The sequence below is a fragment of the Pseudomonas sp. PS01300 genome (genome assembly GCF_029960155.1).
GTDB classification, from domain to species: Bacteria; Pseudomonadota; Gammaproteobacteria; order Pseudomonadales; family Pseudomonadaceae; genus Aquipseudomonas; species Aquipseudomonas palmensis.
In genome coordinates, this window is record NZ_JASCPN010000004.1 from 172,337 (window position 1) to 191,254 (window position 18,918).

17 protein-coding genes and 1 pseudogene are annotated in these 18,918 nt (G+C 65.8%); 9 read left to right on the forward strand and 9 right to left on the reverse strand.

The annotated features are described in order from the left end of the window. The first annotated feature begins 188 nt into the window (after positions 1 to 188). A complete protein-coding gene (locus QMX96_RS04100; RefSeq protein WP_282361207.1) occupies positions 189 to 1,862 on the forward strand; it encodes a DUF4153 domain-containing protein in 1,674 nt (557 codons plus the stop codon). A 94-nt stretch (positions 1,863 to 1,956) separates the two neighbouring features. Here QMX96_RS04100 and QMX96_RS04105 read toward each other — a convergent pair whose 3' ends face one another. Beyond that, positions 1,957 to 3,153 carry a class I SAM-dependent rRNA methyltransferase gene (locus QMX96_RS04105; RefSeq protein WP_282361208.1) on the reverse strand — a complete coding sequence of 399 codons (1,197 nt, stop codon included), beginning with the start codon at positions 3,151 to 3,153 and terminating at the stop codon, positions 1,957 to 1,959. Positions 3,154 to 3,229: 76 nt separating this feature from the next. Continuing rightward, positions 3,230 to 3,769 carry a type 1 glutamine amidotransferase domain-containing protein gene (locus QMX96_RS04110; RefSeq protein WP_043859999.1) on the reverse strand — a complete coding sequence of 180 codons (540 nt, stop codon included), beginning with the start codon at positions 3,767 to 3,769 and terminating at the stop codon, positions 3,230 to 3,232. 137 nt (positions 3,770 to 3,906) lie between these two features. Here QMX96_RS04110 and QMX96_RS04115 point away from each other — a divergent pair, with 137 nt between their 5' ends. Together QMX96_RS04115 and mutM are read left to right on the forward strand one after the other, a co-directional pair. Continuing rightward, positions 3,907 to 4,773: an HDOD domain-containing protein gene (locus tag QMX96_RS04115; protein WP_043859998.1), complete on the forward strand. Its 867-nt coding sequence runs from the start codon at positions 3,907 to 3,909 to the stop codon at positions 4,771 to 4,773. A gap of 3 nt (positions 4,774 to 4,776) precedes the next feature. Beyond that, a complete protein-coding gene (gene mutM / locus QMX96_RS04120) occupies positions 4,777 to 5,589 on the forward strand; it encodes a bifunctional DNA-formamidopyrimidine glycosylase/DNA-(apurinic or apyrimidinic site) lyase (protein ID WP_282361209.1) in 813 nt (270 codons plus the stop codon). A gap of 9 nt (positions 5,590 to 5,598) precedes the next feature. Here mutM and QMX96_RS04125 read toward each other — a convergent pair whose 3' ends face one another. The 3 genes from QMX96_RS04125 to QMX96_RS04135 all read right to left on the reverse strand — a co-directional run bounded on the left by QMX96_RS04125 (position 5,599) and on the right by QMX96_RS04135 (position 8,008). Further along, positions 5,599 to 5,850, reverse strand: coding sequence for a YfhL family 4Fe-4S dicluster ferredoxin (locus QMX96_RS04125; RefSeq protein WP_011531711.1), 252 nt, complete (start codon positions 5,848 to 5,850; stop codon positions 5,599 to 5,601). Between the two features lie 108 nt (positions 5,851 to 5,958). Beyond that, positions 5,959 to 6,438, reverse strand: coding sequence for a pantetheine-phosphate adenylyltransferase (gene coaD, locus QMX96_RS04130; protein ID WP_043859996.1), 480 nt, complete (start codon positions 6,436 to 6,438; stop codon positions 5,959 to 5,961). Between the two features lie 178 nt (positions 6,439 to 6,616). Further along, positions 6,617 to 8,008 carry a coniferyl aldehyde dehydrogenase gene (locus tag QMX96_RS04135; protein WP_282361210.1) on the reverse strand — a complete coding sequence of 464 codons (1,392 nt, stop codon included), beginning with the start codon at positions 8,006 to 8,008 and terminating at the stop codon, positions 6,617 to 6,619. 124 nt (positions 8,009 to 8,132) lie between these two features. Here QMX96_RS04135 and QMX96_RS04140 point away from each other — a divergent pair, with 124 nt between their 5' ends. Both QMX96_RS04140 and QMX96_RS04145 read left to right on the forward strand, forming a co-directional pair. Beyond that, on the forward strand, positions 8,133 to 8,798 hold the full coding sequence (locus QMX96_RS04140; protein WP_043859994.1) for a TetR/AcrR family transcriptional regulator: 666 nt from the start codon (positions 8,133 to 8,135) through the stop codon (positions 8,796 to 8,798). 36 nt (positions 8,799 to 8,834) lie between these two features. After that, positions 8,835 to 9,689: a sulfurtransferase gene (locus QMX96_RS04145; protein WP_054915562.1), complete on the forward strand. Its 855-nt coding sequence runs from the start codon at positions 8,835 to 8,837 to the stop codon at positions 9,687 to 9,689. On the opposite strand, the gene QMX96_RS04150 is transcribed toward QMX96_RS04145, so the two are convergent. The 4 genes and pseudogenes from QMX96_RS04150 to QMX96_RS04165 all read right to left on the reverse strand — a co-directional run bounded on the left by QMX96_RS04150 (position 9,690) and on the right by QMX96_RS04165 (position 14,409). Continuing rightward, a complete protein-coding gene (locus QMX96_RS04150; RefSeq protein ID WP_043859993.1) occupies positions 9,690 to 10,685 on the reverse strand; it encodes a hydrolase in 996 nt (331 codons plus the stop codon). It lies immediately after the preceding gene. 301 nt (positions 10,686 to 10,986) lie between these two features. Next, positions 10,987 to 11,583: a 16S rRNA (guanine(966)-N(2))-methyltransferase RsmD gene (gene rsmD / locus QMX96_RS04155; RefSeq protein ID WP_043859992.1), complete on the reverse strand. Its 597-nt coding sequence runs from the start codon at positions 11,581 to 11,583 to the stop codon at positions 10,987 to 10,989. After that, positions 11,583 to 12,932: pseudogene (locus QMX96_RS04160) on the reverse strand (pitrilysin family protein); the annotation flags it as partial. The gene rsmD and the pseudogene QMX96_RS04160, both read right to left, overlap by 1 nt. A gap of 121 nt (positions 12,933 to 13,053) precedes the next feature. Then, positions 13,054 to 14,409 (reverse strand): pitrilysin family protein, encoded by a 1,356-nt coding sequence (locus QMX96_RS04165; protein WP_043859990.1) that lies wholly within the window; start codon positions 14,407 to 14,409, stop codon positions 13,054 to 13,056. Between the two features lie 229 nt (positions 14,410 to 14,638). On the opposite strand from QMX96_RS04165, the gene ftsY reads away from it, so the two are divergent. The 4 genes from ftsY (at position 14,639) to rpoH (ending at position 18,800) form a co-directional block, all read left to right on the forward strand. Next, the gene (gene ftsY / locus QMX96_RS04170) at positions 14,639 to 16,138 is read left to right on the forward strand and encodes a signal recognition particle-docking protein FtsY (RefSeq protein WP_123753417.1); all 1,500 of its coding nucleotides are present in this window, start codon (positions 14,639 to 14,641) and stop codon (positions 16,136 to 16,138) included. Continuing rightward, positions 16,135 to 16,806 (forward strand): cell division ATP-binding protein FtsE, encoded by a 672-nt coding sequence (gene ftsE, locus QMX96_RS04175; protein WP_043860122.1) that lies wholly within the window; start codon positions 16,135 to 16,137, stop codon positions 16,804 to 16,806. Before ftsY ends, ftsE begins: the two co-directional genes overlap by 4 nt. Beyond that, positions 16,803 to 17,834, forward strand: coding sequence for a permease-like cell division protein FtsX (gene ftsX, locus QMX96_RS04180; protein ID WP_043860123.1), 1,032 nt, complete (start codon positions 16,803 to 16,805; stop codon positions 17,832 to 17,834). Before ftsE ends, ftsX begins: the two co-directional genes overlap by 4 nt. 111 nt (positions 17,835 to 17,945) lie before the next feature. Further along, complete coding sequence (gene rpoH / locus QMX96_RS04185) at positions 17,946 to 18,800, forward strand: RNA polymerase sigma factor RpoH (RefSeq protein ID WP_043860124.1); 855 nt, start codon at positions 17,946 to 17,948, stop codon at positions 18,798 to 18,800. Positions 18,801 to 18,918 lie beyond the last annotated feature (118 nt).

Below are 18,918 nucleotides of genomic sequence, written 5' to 3' on the forward strand. Positions count from 1 at the left end.
GCTTATGTCGCCTGGATCAATGACAAATTTGCCCTTATGGATTATTTGCCTGGATTTTTATCGATATATGTGCATGGCTGCATGGGGCCTGTGCGGCGCTGCAATGAAGTCGACGTGCTCTAGCCGTGCGGGGTCGCCTGGCCCTAGACTGCGCGCCTTGTGCATCACCCCTCGCAAAAGGACTTGGAATGCCCGTGCTCAACCGCTCCGTGCTGTATTACCTCGCCATCGCCCTGGTACAGGGGGCGCTGCTGCTCACCTTCATCCATTACCGCAACCCTGTGCTCGCGGTGTTCTGCGCCACGCTGGCCCTGGTGGGCGGCATCAATCTGCAACTGCTGGGCGGCGCGGTGCGCCAGCGCGGCACCTGGCTGCTGGTGGCCGGCCTGGCGTTGCTGATGGCCAGCGTGTCAGCCTGGCTGTATGCGCAATCGGCCGACGGCTGGCTATGGATGCGCTGGATGCCGGCCTCGCTGGTGCTGGCCTATATCGGCGCGGCGTTCATCCTCAGTTGGCCGACCCGCGACGGCAATCGCCTGCGCTATCAGGACCTGTACCAGCACGCCTGGAACAATGCCTTCATCGTGCTGCTGGCGCTGCTGGTGACCCTGGCGTTCTGGATGCTGCTGTGGCTGTGCGGGCGGCTGTTCACGATTCTGGGCGCGCCGGTGCTCAGCGATATCTTCGCCTCGCTCGAATTCATCTGCGTGTGCCTGCCGATCTTCTTCTCGCTGGGCATCCGCATGGGGCGCCAGAACGACAAGGCCATCGGCCTGCTGCGCAATGTGCTGCTCACCGTGTGCCGCTACCTGCTGCCGCTGTGTTCGCTGATTGCGGTGGTGTTCACTCTGGCGCTGGCGGTAACCGGGGTCGCGCCGATCTTCAACACCGGTTACTCCACCAGCATCCTGCTGTGCCTGGTGGGCAGTACGCTGTTTCTGCTCAACGGCGTGTTCCAGGACGGCGAGCACGATGCCGGTTATGCCAGGCCCCTGAAGCTGCTGGTGAACGCCAGCCTTGTGTGCCTGCCGCTGCTGATGGCGCTGGCGTGCTACTCGAGCTGGCTGCGCATCGACCAGTACGGCCTGACCCCGCAGCGCTTTCTGGCGATGCTGCTGATCGGCATCGCGCTGGTGCACAGCCTGGCCGCGCTGTGGGCCATTCGGCCGCGCCAGGCGGTGTGGCTGGGCAGCTTGCGGCGCAGCAACCCGTTGATCGCGCTGCTGAGTTTCGTGGTGCTGATGCTGGTGTTCACGCCGGTGCTCAACCCGTTGACCTACAGCGCCGCCAACCAGATGGAGCGGCTGTTGAGCGGGCGCACCTCGGCGGATGCGTTCGATGCGCGCGCATTGCGCTACCGGCTCGGCAAGCCGGGGATCGAGCAGTTCGAGCGGTTGTCGCGCCTGGTCAAGGAGGGGCAGATCCTGGATGCGCCAAGCCGCGAGCTGCTGGCCGATCGACTGCTGGAGGCCGAACCGGTGAGCATGTCGCCGCGTGAGTACGGACCCAAGCTGGAATGGATCGGGCCTGCGCCGGAGGACAGTGCGCAGATGCTCAACCTGACCCTGATCGAGAGCCAATGCGGCAGTTCGGGGTGTGCTGCCTGGCAGGTGGACCTGGATGACGATGGGGTCAACGAAGTGCTGGTGGTGCCCAAGCACGAGTACTCGACGTCGGCGTTCGTGTATGCGCGTCACGAGGGCTTCTGGCGTGATTATGCGCGGGTGGACGGGATCGGCACGGGGCGCGCACTGATCGAGCAGATTCGGGCGGGCACGCTCAAGCTGGCGAAACCGCGCTACAAGACCCTGGTGATCGACGGGCGAGAACTGGGAATGATGCCTTACCCGCAGCGCGATTGAGTGCACCTGCCTGCAGGAGCCGGCCTTGCCTGCGAAAAGGCCGTTACAGGCAAAAAAAATCCCGGCACCTGGCCGGGATTTTCATTCAGCGCGATCAGCTGTTGGGCAGCAGCCGGCAGGTGATGCTCTTGATGTAGCGCGTTTCCGGGATCGCCGGGTGCACCGGGTGGTCCGGGCCCTGGCCGCCGCGTTCGAGCAGCTGTATGTTGCGATCCAGGTGGCGGGCGCTGGTCAGCAGGATGTTCTGCAGGTCGTCTTCGGGCAGGTGCATCGAGCACGAGGCGCTGACCAGAATGCCGTCCTTGCTCAGCAGGCGCATGGCCTGCTCGTTCAGGCGGCGGTAGGCGCCTTCGCCGTTCTTCAGGTCCTTCTTGCGCTTGATGAACGCGGGCGGGTCGGCCACGATCACGTCGAAACGCTCTTCAGCGGCCTTGAGCTCGCGCAGCGCCTCGAACACATCGCCTTCCACGCAGGTGACCTTCTCGGCAATGCCGTTGAGCGCCGCATTGCGCTCCACACCATCCAGGGCAAAGCCCGAGGCATCCACACAGAACACTTCGCTGGCGCCGAACGCACCGGCCTGCACGCCCCAGCCACCGATGTAGCTGAACAGGTCGAGCACGCGCTTGCCTTTGACGTAGGGTGCCAGGCGTGCGCGGTTCATGCGGTGGTCGTAGAACCAGCCGGTCTTCTGGCCTTCCATCACCGGCGCTTCGAACTTCACGCCGTTCTCTTCCAGCGCCACCCACTCCGGCACCAGGCCGAACACGGTTTCGACGTAGCGGTTCAGGCCTTCGGCATCACGCGCCGCCGAGTCGTTCTTGAACAGGATGCCGGTGGGTTTGAGCACCTGCACCAGGGCGGCGATCACGTCGTCCTTGTGCTGTTCCATGGTGGCCGAGGCCAGCTGTACCACCAGGATGTCGCCGAAACGGTCGACCACCAGGCCCGGCAGCAGGTCCGAGTCGCCGTACACCAGGCGGTAGAACGGCTTGTCGAACAGGCGCTCGCGCAGCGACAGGGCCACGTTGATGCGGTGCACCAGCAGCGACTTGTCCAGGGCCAGCTTGGCGTCGCGCGACAGCAGGCGCGCGCAGATCAGGTTGTTGGGGCTCATGGCGACGATGCCCAGCGGCTTGCCGCCGGCACCTTCGAGCACCGCCTGGTCGCCGGCCTTGAAGCCATGCAGCGGGGTCGCGGCGACGTCGATTTCGTTGCTGTACACCCACAGATGGCCGGCGCGCAGGCGGCGGTCGGCGTTGGCTTTGAGGCGAAGGCTGGGCAGGGACATGACGTCGCTCCGGAAAAAAGAGCGGGAGTATAGCGCGTCGGCCGGGCACGCGGCTCGGCCGGCGACAAATAGCCGATCAGGCGCCCAAAGCGCGCAGCAGCTGGGTGTTGAAGGCGGGAATATCGTCGGGCTGGCGGCTGCTGATCAGGTTGCGGTCGATGACCACGGCCTGATCCTGCCACTGCCCGCCGGCATTGGTGATGTCGTCGCGCACGGTCTTGTAGCTGGTCATCTTGCGGCCCTTGACCAACTGGCTCGACACCAGCAGCCAGGCGCCATGGCAGATCACCGCCAGGGGCTTGCCGCTGGCGTCGTGGGCCTTGACCAGCTTCTGGGCACCGGGGTCGATGCGTATGGTGTCGGAGTTCTGCACGCCGCCGGGCAGCACGATGGCGTCGTAGACCGCGACGTCGGCCTTGTCGAAGGTGTTGTCCACAGTGAAGTCGTCGGCGGGCTTGTCATGGTTCCAGCCCTTGACCGTGCCCGGTTTGGCCGAGAGGATGTCGACGCGCACGCCGCTTTGCTCGAGGGCCTGCTTGGGCCCGGTGAGTTCTACCTGCTCAAAGCCGTCGGTGACCAGCATGGCCACGCGCTTGCCGTTCAGTTGGGTCGTCATCTGCGTGCTCCTGTTGAGTTGAACCTGTAGTAAGCAGGCAGCCCTGGGGCAGGCAAAGTTCCTTCTGAATCCATCAACGGGTGTTTCCCGGCCCGCCTGCAGGGTTAGAATCGCCCTTCAGCCCCGAGTGTGTATCTATGTCCCAGGAACTTACCGCCGAACAGATCCAGCAAGCCCTGCAGGGCATCAGCGTACCGCCCCAGCCGCAGATCATGGTCGACCTGCAGTTCGAGCAGTACATGCCCGACCCGGACCTGGAGACCATCGCCAAGCTGATCTCCCAGGACCCGGGCCTTTCCGGCGCACTGCTCAAGCTGGTCAATTCGCCGTACTACGGGCTGACCAACAAGATCGCCTCGATCCAGCGCGCGGTGAACCTGCTGGGCAGCCGCTCGATCATCAACCTGATCAACGCGCAGTCGATCAAGGGCGAGATGAGCGACGACACCATCGTCACCCTCAACCGCTTCTGGGACACCGCCCAGGACGTGGCCATGACCTGCCTGACCCTGGCCAAGCGCATTGGCTCGCAGGCGGTGGACGAAGCCTATGCCCTGGGGCTGTTCCACGATTGCGGCGTGCCGCTGATGCACAAGCGCTTCCCCGACTACATGCATACCCTGGAGCAGGCCTACGCCGAGGCCGGCCCCGACAAGCGCGTGGTCGACACCGAGAACCGCACGTTCAACACCAACCACGCCGTGGTCGGCTACTACACGGCCAAGTCGTGGCGCCTGCCCGAGCACGTGAGTGCCGCCATCGCCAACCACCACAATGCCCTGGCGGTGTTCAGCGACGACTCGGCGCGCAATACCCAGCTCAAGAACCTGCTGGCCATCCTGAAGATGGCCGAGCACATCTGCAGCTCGTACCGGGTGCTGGGCAACCAGAGCGTGGACCACGAATGGAACACCGTCGGGCACCTGGTGCTCGACTACGTGGGCCTGTCGGAGTACGACTTCGAGAACCTCAAGCAGACCATCCGCGAAATGGGTGCGCACTGACCCATGCCCGAGCTACCTGAAGTCGAGACCACCCGCCGCGGCATTGCGCCGTACCTTGAAGGGCAGCGTGTCAGCCGTGTGGTGGTGCGTGAACGGCGCCTGCGCTGGCCGATACCCGAAGACCTCGACGTACGCCTGTCGGGGCAGCGCTTCGTGTCGGTGGAACGGCGTGCCAAGTACCTGCTGCTCAACGCCGAGGTGGGCACGCTGATCAGCCACCTGGGCATGTCGGGCAACCTGCGGCTGGTGGAGATCGGCCTGCCGGCGGCCAAGCACGAGCATGTGGACATCGAGCTGGAGTCGGGGCTGGCGCTGCGCTACACCGACCCGCGCCGGTTTGGCGCGATGCTCTGGGCCCCCGACCCGTTGCAGCACGAGCTGCTGCTGCGCCTGGGCCCGGAGCCGCTGACCGACATGTTCGATGGCGAGCGGCTGTTCCAGCTGTCGCGCGGGCGCTCGATGGCGGTCAAGCCGTTCATCATGGACAACGCGGTGGTGGTGGGGGTGGGCAACATCTATGCGACCGAGGCGCTGTTCGCGGCGGGCATCGACCCGCGGCGCCCGGCCGGGGGCATTTCGCGGGCGCGCTACCTGCGCCTGGCCATCGAGATCAAGCGCATCCTGGCCGCCGCCATCGAGCGTGGCGGCACCACCCTGCGCGACTTCATCGGCGGCGACGGCCAGCCGGGCTACTTCCAGCAGGAACTGTTCGTATACGGGCGCGGGGAAGAACCGTGCAAGGTGTGTGGCACGGTGCTGCGCAACGTGACCCTGGGCCAGCGCGCCAGCGTGTTCTGCCCGCGCTGCCAGACCTAGCGGCCTGTATCAGGCCTTGCCGGTGATCCTGCGGTACTTGGCCATCAGCTCGTCTTCGGTTTCCGGGTGCGCTTCATCCAGCGGGATGCAGTCGACCGGGCAGACCTGCTGGCACTGCGGTTCGTCGTAATGGCCAACGCACTGGGTGCACAGGTTGGGGTCGATCACGTAGATCTCTTCGCCCTGGGAGATGGCGGCGTTCGGGCACTCGGGTTCGCAGACGTCGCAATTGATGCAATCGTCGGTGATGATCAGGGACATGGGGACTCCGGCCGGGGCGTCAGGCCCGGGCATATGAAAACCAATGGGCACAATTGTGCCGCATTAACGCCCGCAGTGCACGCGGGCGCGTTTTCGATGCGGGCGCGGCTACTTCTTGAAGCGCTCGGTGAGTGCGTCAGCCACTACCGGGTGCACGAACTTGGTGATATCGCCGCCCAGCGCCGCGATTTCGCGCACCAGGGTCGAGGATATGAACGAATAGCGCTCGGACGGCGTCAGGAACAGGCTTTCGACGTCGGGCGCCAGTTGCCGGTTCATGTTCGCCAGCTGGAACTCGTACTCGAAGTCCGAAACCGCGCGCAGGCCGCGCAGGAATACATTGGCCTGCTGCTCCTTGGCGAAATGCGCCAGCAGCGTGGAGAAGCCGATGACCTGCACGTTGGGCAGGTGCTTGGTGACCTCACGCGCCAGCTCTACCCGTTGTTCCAGGGGGAACAGCGGGTTCTTCTTGGGGCTGGCGGCGACCGCGATGATCACCTCGTCGAACAGCCGGGAGGCCCGCTCGACCAGATCGCCATGGCCTTTGGTAATAGGGTCGAATGTACCTGGGTACAACACTCGGTTCATCGCGTCGTCCTGGCAGGAGTGCGTTTGGGAGTCGGATGGTATCGCAGCAGCTGCGGTCGGCCAAGTCGCCATCGCCGGCTCAAGGCACTATAGACAGGCGTGATAATGCTTGTCACCCGCTGCAGGCCGAGTGTCTGGTGCCTTGAAAGTATCGACCCGCGATGGGGTCGCTGCAACGTCAGCGAATGAACAGACGATAGACCCACCGCTGCAGCGCCTTCCCATACGGCGGATAGATCAGCCGCGCCGCATTCACCCGCGACTTGGCGAACACCGCCCGGGCATGACTGAAGGTCTTGAAGCCCTCGTGCCCGTGGTAGTTGCCCATCCCCGACGGCCCGACCCCGCCAAACGGCAGGTCGTCCTGGGCCACGTGCAGCAGGGTGTCGTTCAGGCACACGCCGCCGGAATGGGTCTGCTCCAGCACCCGCCGCTGCTCGGCACGGTCGTGGCCGAAGTAGTACAGCGCCAGCGGGCGCGGGCGCTGGTTCACATAGGCCAGCGCCTCGGCCAGGCTGTCATAGGGCACCACCGGCAGCAGCGGGCCGAAGATCTCGTCCTGCATCACCTGCATGCTGTCATCGACCTGCAGCAGCACCTGCGGCGGCAGGCGCCGACCTTCGCGGGCTTCGCCGGGGTACAGGTCGAGCACGCTGGCGCCCTTGTCGCGGGCATCGCGCAAATAGCCTTCCAGGCGCGCCAGGTGGCGCACATTGATGATCGCGCTGTAGTCCGGGTTGTTTCGCACCTGTGGATAAAACCGCAGCACTGCCTCGCTATAGGCCTGCACGAAGCCCTCCAGGCGCTCGCGCGGGACCAGCGCGTAGTCCGGGGCAACGCAGGTCTGCCCGGCGTTGAGGGTCTTGCCGAAGGCGATGCGCTCGGCCGCCTGGGCCAGCGGTACACTGGCCGACACGATGGCCGGCGACTTGCCGCCCAGCTCCAGGGTCACCGGGGTCAGGTTGGTGGCTGCCGCCGCCATCACCTGGCGGCCGATGCTGGTGGCGCCGGTGAACAGCAGGTGATCGAACGGCAGGCGCGAGAAGGCCTCGCCCACGCCAGCATCGCCCAGCACCACGCTGACCAGGTCGTCGGGAAACACTTCGCCCAGCAGGCGCTGAAGCAGTGCCGCGGCGGCCGGGGTGGCTTCGCTGAGCTTGAGCATCACCCGGTTGCCCGCTGCCAGCGCCGCGGTGAGCGGGCCGATGGCCAGAAACAGCGGGTAGTTCCATGGCACGATGATGCCCACCACGCCCAGCGGCTGGTACAGCACCCGCGCGCTGGCCGGCTGGAACGCCAGGCCCACCGTGCGCCGCACCGGCTTCATCCAGCCCTTGAGGTGGCGCTCGGCGTGGCGAATGCCCTGCACGCTGGGCATCAGTTCGGCCAGCAGGGTCTCGTCGGCGCTGCGCCCGGCAAAGTCGCGGTCGATCGCCGCGACCAGGGCCGACTGGTTCGCCAGCAGCAGCCGGCGCAGGCTGGCAAGCCACTGCAGGCGCTGCGCCGCCGGCGCCATGGGCAGCCCGGCAAAGGCCCGGCGCTGCTGTTCGAACAGGGTCTGGAGGGGCATGCGGGCTCCGTGGCAGGGCAAGTGTGCCTGGAGCATATACGCCGGTTGTGCAGGTGGTACATCCCGTGGCGGATACGCCGTAAGATAAGCCTATTCCTTCAAGCTCATGCCTTTGGAGCTGACCATGGCACCGCGCATCAAGACCCGCGAGCTCATCGTGCAGAACAGCCTCGAGCTGTTCAACCAGCAGGGTGAACGCAGTGTCAGCACCAACCACATTGCTGCGCACATGGAAATCTCGCCTGGCAACCTCTATTACCACTTCGCCAACAAGCAGGCGATCATCGCCGTGCTGTTCACCCAGTACGAGGCGCTGGTGGAAGGCTTTCTGCGCCCGCCCCAGGGGCGCGCCGCCACCGTCGAGGACAAACGCTTCTACCTCGAGGCGCTGCTGTCGGCGATGTGGAACTACCGCTTCCTGCACCGCGACCTCGAACACCTGCTCGGCCACGACCCGACCCTGGCTGCGCGCTACCGACGTTTTTCGCAGCGCTGCCTGCTGCAGGGCCAGGCCATCTACCGAGGTTTCGTCGAGGCCGACATCGTGGCCATGGACACCGTGCAGATCGAATCGCTGACCCTCAATGCCTGGATCGTGCTGACCTCCTGGGTGCGCTTTCTGTGCACCACCCGCGAGCACTCCGCGCACCTGAGCGAAGAGGCGATCAAGCGCGGCGTGTACCAGGTGCTGGTGCTGGAGCTCGGTTTCGTCACCGCCAGCGCGCGCCCTGCAGTGGATGCGCTGTGCAAGGAATTCTACGTGCCGCTGGACCAGGCACTGGAACAGTAGGCCGCCCACCCCCTTTGAATCGATATGGAGACCGACATGCCACTCGCGCAACTGATCGCACCCCAGCAACTGGCAGAGCGCCTGGGCGCTCCGAAGCTGGTGATTCTCGATTGTCGCTTTGCCCTGGAAGACGTCGACTATGGCCAGCGCAGCTATGCCGAAGGGCATATCGCCGGCGCGCACTTCGCCGACCTGGAGCGTGACCTGAGCGGGCCGGTGGTCAAGGGCGTGACCGGTCGCCACCCCTTGCCCGACCCGCAGCAACTGATCCAACGGCTGCGCAGCTGGGGCATCGACAACGACAGCGACGTGGTGCTCTACGACGATGGCCCCGGAGCCTTTGCCGCGCGGGCCTGGTGGTTGCTGGCATGGCTGGGCAAGCGCGACGGGGTGGCGATCCTCGATGGCGGGCTCAAGGCCTGGCACGCGGCCGGGTTGCCGCTGAGCCTGGATGCCTGTGACAAGCGTGAAGGCAACTTCAGCGGGCAGCCCGATGCGAGCCTGGTGCTGGACGCCGCCGAGTTGGCCAATGGCCTGGGCACGCCCGACCTGACCCTGCTCGACGCCCGTGCGCTACCGCGTTTTCGCGGCGAGGTGGAGCCCATCGACCCGGTGGCCGGGCATATCCCGGGTGCGCATTGCGCGGCCTTCACCGACAACCTGGGGCCCGATGGTCGTTTTCTGTCGCCCCAGCAGCTCAAGCAGCGCTTTGCCGCCTTGCTCGGCACGCGCCAGCCGCAGGCGCTGGTGGCCTATTGCGGCTCGGGGGTGACGGCCTGCCATAACCTGTTCGCCCTGGCCTTGGCCGGTTATCCGCTGGCACGGCTGTACGCCGGTTCGTGGAGCGAGTGGATCACCGACCCGCAGCGTCCGGTGGCCAAGGGCGACTGATCAGGCCCCGCTGGCCAGCCACTGTGGAATGCGCCGCTCCAGGTAGTAGCCGGGTTGGCGCAGGCTGCCGTCGACAAAGCCCACGTGACCGCCATGACGGTGCAGCTCCAGGGTGGTCTGGCTGGCCAGTTCGGCGGCCCCTGGCAGGCTGTGGCTGAACACGAACGGATCGTCCTGGGCATGGATGATCAGCGTGGGCGTACGGTTTTCACCCAGGTAGTAGCGGCTCGACGAGCGCTGGTAGTAGTCGTGGGCGTCGCTGAAGCCGTTCAGCGGCGCGGTCACGCGGCCGTCGAAATCCCAGAAGGTGCGCAGGTTTTCCAGCGGGCCGAGGCGGTCCAGGGTTGCCAGGCCCTCATGGTGACCGTGGTGCTGGAAGTGGCGCTGCTTGTCCTTCACGTAGCCCAGCATGGCGCGCATGAAGTGCGCCTGGTACACCCGTGAAAACCCCAGGCCGATGCGATCGGCGCACTGGTCCAGGCGAAACGGCACCGACACCGCCACGGCCGCCTGCAGCTGGCTGGCCGTACCCGCTTCCCCCAGGTGCTTGAGCAGCACGTTGCCACCCAGCGAATAACCCACCGCGTACAGCGGTGCCTGCGGGCGCTGGGTGCGCAGGTGGGCGATGACTTCGGCCAGGTCTTCGCTGGCGCCGGAGTGGTAGCTGCGCGGTAACAGGTTCGGCTCGCCCGAGCATCCGCGCCAGTTGACCGCCACGCTGGCCCAGCCCTGCGCCGCCAGGGCGCGCTGCAGGCCGATGACGTAATGGGAGGTCGACGAGCCGGTCAGGCCGTGCAGTACCACCACCAGTGGCGTGGTGGTGGCAAGCGGGCCGTGCCAGTCCAGGTCGAGGAAATCGCCGTCGGCCAGCCACAGGCGCTCGCGCCGATGTGCCAGCGGTGGCGATTTGCGCCAGAGCGGGCCCCAGAGCGTCTGCACATGGGGGTTGCGCAGGCCGGTGGCTGGCTTGAACGGGGGTGGGGTGGCGCTGGACATCGTCGAGGTCTCTTGAGCGGGCGGCAGACCCTGTGATCAGTGTATGTGCGCAAGCGCAGGTCTGCTGCCGCCAAAGCATATTCAGCAAGCGTCACTTCGGGCAAGGGCTGTGGGTTGGCGAGGCTGAGGTCGTGGAAGGGTGTGCTGGGCGAGTGCCGGGCTGCTGAGGGTCAGCAGCCCGGCGGTGGTGCAGGCGGCACGCACAAGCCGGTTGGTGATCGGTACCGTGCCTGGGGAGCGCCGGAGCACGATCAGGCAAAGCACCTCAGGCGGCCGCAGTTTGCTGGAGGCGGGGCGACGTTCAGCCGCGCTCCCACAAGGCATAGTGCACCTGACCGGCCTTCTTTTCCCGGTGCAGACGCCAGTTGCCCGGCAGTTGCAGGGTCGACGGCGCGGTTTCGCTTTCGGTGTAGATCCACGCGTGCTCGGCCAGCCAGTGGCGCTCTTCGAGCAGTGCACAGGTGGCCGGCAGCAGGTCCTGGTGGAAGGGCGGGTCGAGGAACACCACGTCGAACGGGGCCTTGGGCTCGCCTTGCAGGTAGCGCACCACGTCGGTCTGGATCACCTGCCCGGTGGGGCAGCGCAGCAGCTCCAGGTTGTCCTTAAGGTTCTCGATGGCGGCGCGGTTGCTGTCCAGCGCCACGGCCGAGGCCGCGCCGCGCGACAGCGCTTCGAGAAACAGCGCGCCGCTGCCGGCAAAGGCATCCAGCACGCGGGCGCCCTCGATGTGCGCGGTCAGCCAGTTGAACAGGGTTTCGCGCACCCGGTCGGGGGTAGGGCGCAGGCCCGGTGCGTCAGGAAAGCTCAGGCGGCGGCTGCGCCACTCGCCGGCGATGATGCGCAACTGGCCCTGGCCGCCGTGGGCGGCGGCCTTGGATTTGGCGGATGGACTGGCCATTAATGCTCCGGTACGCCAAGCGGCTGCTCGGCGGGTTTGTCAGTGGGCGGTGGCAGCGGCTGTTGCGCCACCTTCGGCCCGGCGGTCACGATGACCATCTTGTCGGCGGCCAGGTGCTTGTTGAGGGCAGCACGCACCTGCTCGACGGTGAGGCTCTGGGACTTCTGCATGAAGTCCTCGAGGAAATTCAGCGGCAGGTCATAGAAGCCGATGGCCCCCAGTTGGCCGACGATGCTCGCATTGCTGGCGGTGGACAGCGGGAAGCTGCCGGCCAGTTCGCGCTTGGCATCGTCCAGCTCCTGCTGGGTGGGGCCGGTCTTGAGGTAGTCGCGCAGGATGTCCTGTACCAGCTTGAGCGTGCCTTCGCTGAGTTCGGCACGGGTCTGCAGGTTGATCATGAACGGGCCACGCACCTGCATCGGGCTGAACACCGAGTACACGCCGTAGGTCAGGCCGCGCTTTTCGCGCACTTCGCTCATCAGGCGGGTGCCGAAGGCGCCGCCGCCGAGGATCGAATTGCCCAGCGACAGGGCCGCGTAGTCCGGGTCGGCGCGGTCGATGCCCAACTGGGCCAGCATCAGGTGGGTCTGCTTGGACGGGAAGTCGATGTGGTTGACGCCCGGCTTGGGTTCGCTCGGTTGTGCCAGCTTGGGCAGCGCCGGGCCCTTGGGCAGCGCGGCGGAGACCTGCGCGGCAATCGCCTCGGCTTCCGTGCGGCTGAGGTCGCCGACCAGTGCTATCACCACGTTGCCGGCGGCATAGGCCTTGGCATGGAAAGCGCGCAGCTGGTCCAGGGTGATCGGCGGGATGCTCCTGGCGTCGCCATCGCTGGGGTGCCCGTAGGGATGCTTGCCGTAGAGCTTCTCGAACAGCTCGATGCTGGCCAGCTTGCCGGGGTTCTGCTTCTGGTACTCGAAGCCGGCGAGCATCTGGTTCTTGATGCGCTTGAGCGCGTCTTCAGGGAAGGTCGGCTTGCCCACCACTTCGGCGAACAGCTTCAGGGCCGGCTCGCGCTTGTCCTTGGCGCTCAGGCTGCGCAGCGAGGCCACCGCCATGTCGCGGTAGGCACCGTTGCCGAAGTCCGCGCCCAGGCCTTCGAAGCCGGCGGCGATGGCGCCGACGTCCTTGCCCGCCACGCCTTCGTTGAGCATGGCGTTGGTCAGGGTGGCCAGGCCCGGCAGGTTACCGTCCTGGCTGCTGCCGGCGGCGAAGGTCAGGCGCAGGTCGAACATCGGCAGTTCGTGGGCTTCGACGAACAGCACCTTGGCGCCTTCGGCGGTGTTCCAGGTCTTGATGTCGAGGTTGCGTCGGCTCGGTGCCTTGCCGTCCAGCTCGGCCAGCGATTGCAGGTTGGCGCCGGGCTTGGCGGCCGTGGTGTCGGCATGGGCGGGGCCGGCCAGGCACACGGCGCTCAGCAGCAACGCGCCGAATACGCCGCGGCCCTTCGGGGTGTGGCGTGGGGTGGTGTGCTCAGTCATGCGCCTGCTCCTCGGGCAATACATGCGCAACGCTCAGGCGTTCGCGGGTGAAATAGGTGCGGGCGGCACTCTGGATGTCGGCCGGGGTCACGCTCTTGAGCTCGTCGAGCTCCTTGTCGATGAGCTTCCACGACAGCCCGACGGTCTCCAGTTGGCCGATGGTAGTGGCCTGGCTGCTGATCGAGTCGCGGTCGTAGACCAGCCCGGCAATCACCTGGGCGCGCACGCGCTCCAGCTCTTCAGCGGTTGGCGGGGTGGTTTTCAGCTCGTCGAGCAGCTTCCAGACGCCGCTTTCGACCTCGGCCAGGGTCTTTTTCTTCTGCGTGTTGGGCACCGCGGAAAGCACGAACAGGCTGTCGCCACGGGTGAACGGGTTGTAGCTGGCCGACGCGCCGGCCACCAGTTCCTGACCGCGTTCCAGGCGGGTGGCCATGCGCGCGCTGTAGCCGCCGTCGAGCAGGGCCGCGATCAGGCGCAGGGCGTGGACGCTGCGCGGGTCCTTGGCGGTGGCCAGGCCCGGCACGTTGAAGCCGTAGATCAGGCTCGGCAGTTGGGTGCGCACATGCACGGTGAGCTGGCGCAGGCCCGGCTCGGCCAGTTCCAGCGGCAGTTTGGCAGGGGGTGTGGCGCGCTTGGGGATGGCACCGAAGTAACGCTGGGCCAGGCCCTTGACCTCGTCGGCGGTGACGTCGCCGACCACCACCAGGGTGGCGTTGTTGGGCACGTACCAGGCTTCGTACCAGTGGCGCAGCTCTTCGACCTTCATGCGTTCGAGGTCGGCCATCCAGCCGATGGTCGGGGTGTGGTAGCCGCTGGCCGGGTGGGCCATGGCGCTGAACAGCTCCATGGCCTTGGAATTGGGCTGATCGTCGACGCGCAGGCGGCGCTCTTCCTTGATGACCTCGATTTCGCGGCTGAACTCTTCGGGCGGCAGGCGCAGGCTGCCCATGCGATCGGCCTCCAGTTCCAGGGCCACGCCCAGGCGGTCGCGGGCCAGCACCTGGTAGTAGGCGGTGTAGTCGTCGCTGGTGAAGGCGTTCTCTTCGGCGCCCAGGTCACGCAGGATGCGTGAGGCTTCGCCAGGCCCCAGCTTGTTGCTGCCTTTGAACATCATGTGTTCCAGGGCATGGGACAAGCCGGTCTGACCCGGGGTCTCGTAGCTGGAGCCGACCTTGTACCAGACCTGCGATACCACCACCGGGGCGCGATGGTCTTCACGCACGATGACCTTGAGGCCGTTGTCGAGGGTGAATTCATGGGTGGGCTGGACGTCGGCGGCAACCGCCACCAGGGGCATGACAATTGTGCTGAGCAGCAGGCCGGCGGCGCGGCGGGCTAGAGCATTCATTGATGATTCAACCTGTAGGGCTGCCCGCATGGCCTTAGCGTCGGCGGGCTAGGAGGTGCTAGGATACTGATCCGGTTGCCTGACGACCATGCCTGTCGAGATCAAGCGTTGCAGGCGTCCCGACAAAATGTTGCGCATGAACCAGTCGGCTTGACCATAGTCTGTTCTGCGTTAGAAGAATTTTGAGGCGCCACACTGGCGCATCGCTACCCTGAGATAGCCGTCTTCCATGTTTGGTTCCAACGACGACAAAAAGACCCCGGCTGCGGCCGGTGAAAAGAAAGGCCTGTTCGGCTGGCTGCGCAAAAAGCCCCAGCAACCTGTTGTCGAACAGCCCGAAACCCCAGTGCCAGAGGCGCTGGAGCCTATCGCCCCGACTTTGCCTGAGCCGGTAGCCGTCGAGCCCGCCCCGGTCGCGAGCGCGCCCGTCGCCGTCGAGGATCACCCCAGCAGCCTGGTGCTGCCGGTGCCCGAAGAGCCGGTGGCGCTGGTGGCCGACCTCGAGCCCCACGTCCCCCCGCCGATTCCCGAGCGCCCAGCCCCCGAGCCTGCCCCGCAGTACGCTGCGCCCGAGCCTGTGGTAGCGCCTGCGCCGCAGTACGCCGCGCCCGAGCCGGTGATCGAGGCTGTACCGCAGTACAGCGCGCCCGAGCCGGTGGTCGAGCCTGTACCGCAGTACAACGCACCCGAGCCGGTGGTCGAGCCGCCTGCAGTGGTGCCGCCCGCACCTGTTGCGGCCACCGAGGTCGCCCTGCCTGTTCCCGAGGCCGCCCCGTCGGTGCCTGAAACCACCACCAAGGCCGGCTTCTTCGCCCGCCTCAAGCAGGGCCTGTCCAAGACCAGCGCCAGCATTGGCGAGGGCATGGCCAGCCTGTTCCTGGGCAAGAAGGTCATCGACGACGACCTGCTCGAAGAGATCGAGACCCGCCTGCTGACCGCCGACGTCGGCGTCGAGGCCACCTCGGTGATCGTGCAGAGCCTGACCCAGAAGGTCGCACGCAAGCAGCTGGCCGATGCCGATGCCCTGTACAAGTCGCTGCAGGGCGAGCTGACCGACCTGCTCAAGCCGGTCGAACAGCCGCTGAAGGTGCATGCCGCGAACAAGCCGTTCGTGATCCTGGTGGTCGGCGTCAACGGCGCCGGCAAGACCACCACCATCGGCAAGCTGGCGAAAAAGCTCCAGCTCGAAGGCAAGAAGGTCATGCTGGCCGCCGGCGATACCTTCCGTGCTGCCGCGGTGGAGCAGCTGCAGGTATGGGGCGAGCGCAACCAGATCCCGGTGATCGCCCAGCACACCGGCGCCGACTCCGCTTCGGTGATCTTCGACGCGGTGCAGGCGGCCAAGGCGCGCAACATCGACGTGCTGATCGCCGACACCGCCGGTCGCCTGCACACCAAAGACAACCTGATGGAAGAGCTGAAGAAGGTTCGCCGCGTGATCGGCAAGCTGGACGCCGACGCGCCGCACGAGGTGCTGCTGGTGCTGGACGCCGGCACCGGGCAGAACGCCATCAACCAGGCCAAGCACTTCAACCAGAGCGTGGAGCTCACCGGCCTGGCGCTGACCAAGCTCGACGGCACCGCCAAGGGCGGGGTGATCTTCGCCCTGGCCAAGCAGTTCGGCCTGCCGATCCGCTACATTGGTGTGGGCGAAGGCATCGATGACCTGCGCACCTTCGAAGCCGAGCCCTTCGTACAAGCCTTGTTTGCCGAGCGGGAGCCTTCATGATCCGATTCGAACAGGTCGCCAAGCGTTACCCTAACGGTCACGTTGGCCTGCATGAATTGAGTTTTCGGGTGCGTCGGGGCGAGTTCCTGTTCGTCACCGGCCATTCCGGCGCGGGCAAGAGCACTTTGCTGCGCCTGCTGCTGGCCATGGAGCGTCCGACCAGCGGCAAGCTGCTGCTGGCCGGCCAGGACCTGGGTCAGATCAGCAACGCGCAGATCCCGTTCCTGCGTCGCCAGATCGGCGTGGTGTTCCAGAACCACCAGCTGCTGTTCGACCGTACCGTGTTCAACAACGTCGCCCTGCCGCTGCAGATCCTGGGCCTGTCCAAGGTCGAGGTGGCCAAGCGTGTGGACGCGGCGCTGGAGCGTGTGGCCCTGTCGGACAAGGCCCAGCTGTTCCCCGGCGACCTGTCCACCGGCCAGCAGCAACGGGTGGGCATTGCGCGTGCCATCGTGCACCGTCCGGCCCTGTTGCTGGCGGATGAACCCACCGGCAACCTCGACCCGCGCCTGGCGGCCGAGATCATGGGTGTTTTCGAAGATATCAACCGCCTGGGCACCAGCGTGCTGATCGCCAGCCACGACCTGGCGCTGATCGCGCGCATGCGCCATCGCATGCTGACCCTGCAGCGCGGCCGCTTGATCGGCGATGGGGAGGCCGGGCAATGAGTGCAACACGTAGTCCCAAGGTGTCCGAGCGGGTGGCCCCTGCGGCAGCCGAGCCAAGCCCTCAGAAACAGAAAAAGCGCCGTGATGATGACGATGACGGCCCGGATTTCAGCACGCTGCTGCACGCCTGGCTGGAAAGCCATCGTTCCAGCCTGCTCGACAGCCTGCGCCGCCTGGGCAAGCAGCCGATCGGAAGCTTCTTCACCTGCCTGGTGATGGCCGTGGCCCTGAGCCTGCCGATGGGGTTGTCGCTGCTGCTGAGCAATGTCGAGCGCCTTGGCGGCTCGTGGCAGCGTGCAGCGCAGATTTCGCTGTACCTCAAACTTGACGCCAGCGTGAGCGAAGGCGAAGCCCTGCGTACCCAGATCAAGGGCATGCCGGGGGTGGCCGATGCCGAGTATGTCAGCCGTGAACAGGCCCTCGACGAGTTCCAGCAGCAGTCCGGGCTGGGCGAGGCCTTGCGCGAGCTGCCGGAGAACCCCTTGCCTGGCGTGGTCGTGGTGACCCCGGCCGAAGTCGACAAGCCAGCGCTGGAGGCCCTGCGCCAACGCCTGGCCGAACTGCCCAAGGTGGAACTGGCCCAGCTCGACCTGGTGTGGGTGGAGCGGCTGGCGGCGATCCTCAAGCTGGGTGATCGCTTTGTCTTCGGCCTGACCGTGCTGCTGGTGTCGGCGCTGCTGCTGGTCATCGGCAACACCATTCGCCTGCATATCGAGAACCGCCGTACCGAAATCGAGGTCATCAAGCTGGTGGGCGGTACCGATGCCTACGTGCGCCGGCCGTTCCTGTACATGGGCGCGCTGTATGGCCTGGGGGCAGGCGTACTGTCCTGGGGGGTACTGGCGTTCGGCCTCAACTGGCTGGATGACGCGGTCGTCGGCCTGTCGGGTCTTTACGGCAGCGATTTCTCGCTGGCCGGGGTGCCGCCTGCCGATGGTCTGTCGCTCTTGCTTGGGGCGGTGCTGTTAGGGTATATCGGTGCTTGGATTGCGGTCGCTCGGCATCTGCGTGAGCTTGCACCGCGATAGTGTCTTCCAGCCGTCATTGACTATCGTGTATTTCGGGAACTTGTTTCGCGGTTCCCGGTCAATGGTGGCAGTGCCTGATGGCACAATTCAGTGAGTCGGAGGTTTTTTCGTATGACCACTTCGTTGCAACCTGCCTATGCCTTGGTCCCGGGTGCGAACCTGGAGGCCTATGTGCACACGGTCAACAGCATTCCATTGCTGACGCCCGAGCAGGAGCGTGAACTGGCCGAGAGTCTCTACTATGAGCAGGATCTGGGGGCGGCTCGGCAGATGGTGCTCGCCCACCTGCGTTTTGTCGTACATATCGCGCGTAGCTATTCGGGCTACGGGCTGGCCCAGGCTGACCTGATTCAGGAAGGCAACGTTGGCCTGATGAAAGCGGTCAAGCGTTTCAACCCCGAGATGGGTGTGCGCCTGGTGTCCTTTGCCGTGCACTGGATCAAGGCCGAAATTCACGAATTCATCCTGCGCAACTGGCGCATCGTCAAGGTCGCGACCACCAAGGCGCAGCGCAAGCTGTTCTTCAACCTGCGCAGCCAGAAGAAGCGCCTGGCCTGGCTGAACAACGATGAAGTGCATCGTGTGGCCGAAAGCCTGGGTGTGGAGCCGCGTGAAGTGCGCGAGATGGAAAGCCGCCTGACCGGTCAGGACATGGCCTTCGACCCGGCCAGCGAGGCGGACGACGACAGCGCGTTCCAGTCGCCGGCCAACTACCTCGAAGACCACCGTTACGACCCGGCACGTCAGCTGGAGGATGCGGACTGGAGCGACAGCTCCTCGAACAACCTGCACGAGGCGCTGCAAGGCCTGGACGACCGTAGCCGCGACATCCTGTACCAGCGCTGGCTGGCCGAAGAGAAGGCCACGCTGCATGACCTGGCGGCCAAGTACAGCGTGTCGGCCGAGCGTATCCGGCAGCTGGAGAAGAATGCGATGAACAAGGTCAAAGCCCTGATCGCTGCCTGATCTGCGGGACCCTGAGGGCCCCTTCACCGGCAAGGCCGGCTCCTACAACAATCCCTGTAGGAGCCGGCCTTGCCGGCGAAGGGGCCCTCTTTGTTTCAGTTGGCCCCTGGCGCGTATA

What these genes read in the sequence shown, in the direction of transcription:
- rsmD (WP_043859992.1), bottom strand. Translation starts at nt 11,583, where the DNA reads ATGGCCAGTCCATCCGCCAAATCCAAGGCCGCCGCCCACGGCGGCCAG.
- ftsE (WP_043860122.1), top strand. Translation starts at nt 16,135, where the DNA reads ATGATCCGATTCGAACAGGTCGCCAAGCGTTACCCTAACGGTCACGTT.
- rpoH (WP_043860124.1), top strand. Translation starts at nt 17,946, where the DNA reads ATGACCACTTCGTTGCAACCTGCCTATGCCTTGGTCCCGGGTGCGAAC.
- QMX96_RS04110 (WP_043859999.1), bottom strand. Translation starts at nt 3,769, where the DNA reads ATGACGACCCAACTGAACGGCAAGCGCGTGGCCATGCTGGTCACCGAC.
- ftsY (WP_123753417.1), top strand. Translation starts at nt 14,639, where the DNA reads ATGTTTGGTTCCAACGACGACAAAAAGACCCCGGCTGCGGCCGGTGAA.
- coaD (WP_043859996.1), bottom strand. Translation starts at nt 6,438, where the DNA reads ATGAACCGAGTGTTGTACCCAGGTACATTCGACCCTATTACCAAAGGC.
- QMX96_RS04115 (WP_043859998.1), top strand. Translation starts at nt 3,907, where the DNA reads ATGTCCCAGGAACTTACCGCCGAACAGATCCAGCAAGCCCTGCAGGGC.
- ftsX (WP_043860123.1), top strand. Translation starts at nt 16,803, where the DNA reads ATGAGTGCAACACGTAGTCCCAAGGTGTCCGAGCGGGTGGCCCCTGCG.
- mutM (WP_282361209.1), top strand. Translation starts at nt 4,777, where the DNA reads ATGCCCGAGCTACCTGAAGTCGAGACCACCCGCCGCGGCATTGCGCCG.
- QMX96_RS04165 (WP_043859990.1), bottom strand. Translation starts at nt 14,409, where the DNA reads ATGAATGCTCTAGCCCGCCGCGCCGCCGGCCTGCTGCTCAGCACAATT.
- QMX96_RS04100 (WP_282361207.1), top strand. Translation starts at nt 189, where the DNA reads ATGCCCGTGCTCAACCGCTCCGTGCTGTATTACCTCGCCATCGCCCTG.
- QMX96_RS04145 (WP_054915562.1), top strand. Translation starts at nt 8,835, where the DNA reads ATGCCACTCGCGCAACTGATCGCACCCCAGCAACTGGCAGAGCGCCTG.
- QMX96_RS04135 (WP_282361210.1), bottom strand. Translation starts at nt 8,008, where the DNA reads ATGCCCCTCCAGACCCTGTTCGAACAGCAGCGCCGGGCCTTTGCCGGG.
- QMX96_RS04150 (WP_043859993.1), bottom strand. Translation starts at nt 10,685, where the DNA reads ATGTCCAGCGCCACCCCACCCCCGTTCAAGCCAGCCACCGGCCTGCGC.
- QMX96_RS04105 (WP_282361208.1), bottom strand. Translation starts at nt 3,153, where the DNA reads ATGTCCCTGCCCAGCCTTCGCCTCAAAGCCAACGCCGACCGCCGCCTG.
- QMX96_RS04140 (WP_043859994.1), top strand. Translation starts at nt 8,133, where the DNA reads ATGGCACCGCGCATCAAGACCCGCGAGCTCATCGTGCAGAACAGCCTC.
- QMX96_RS04125 (WP_011531711.1), bottom strand. Translation starts at nt 5,850, where the DNA reads ATGTCCCTGATCATCACCGACGATTGCATCAATTGCGACGTCTGCGAA.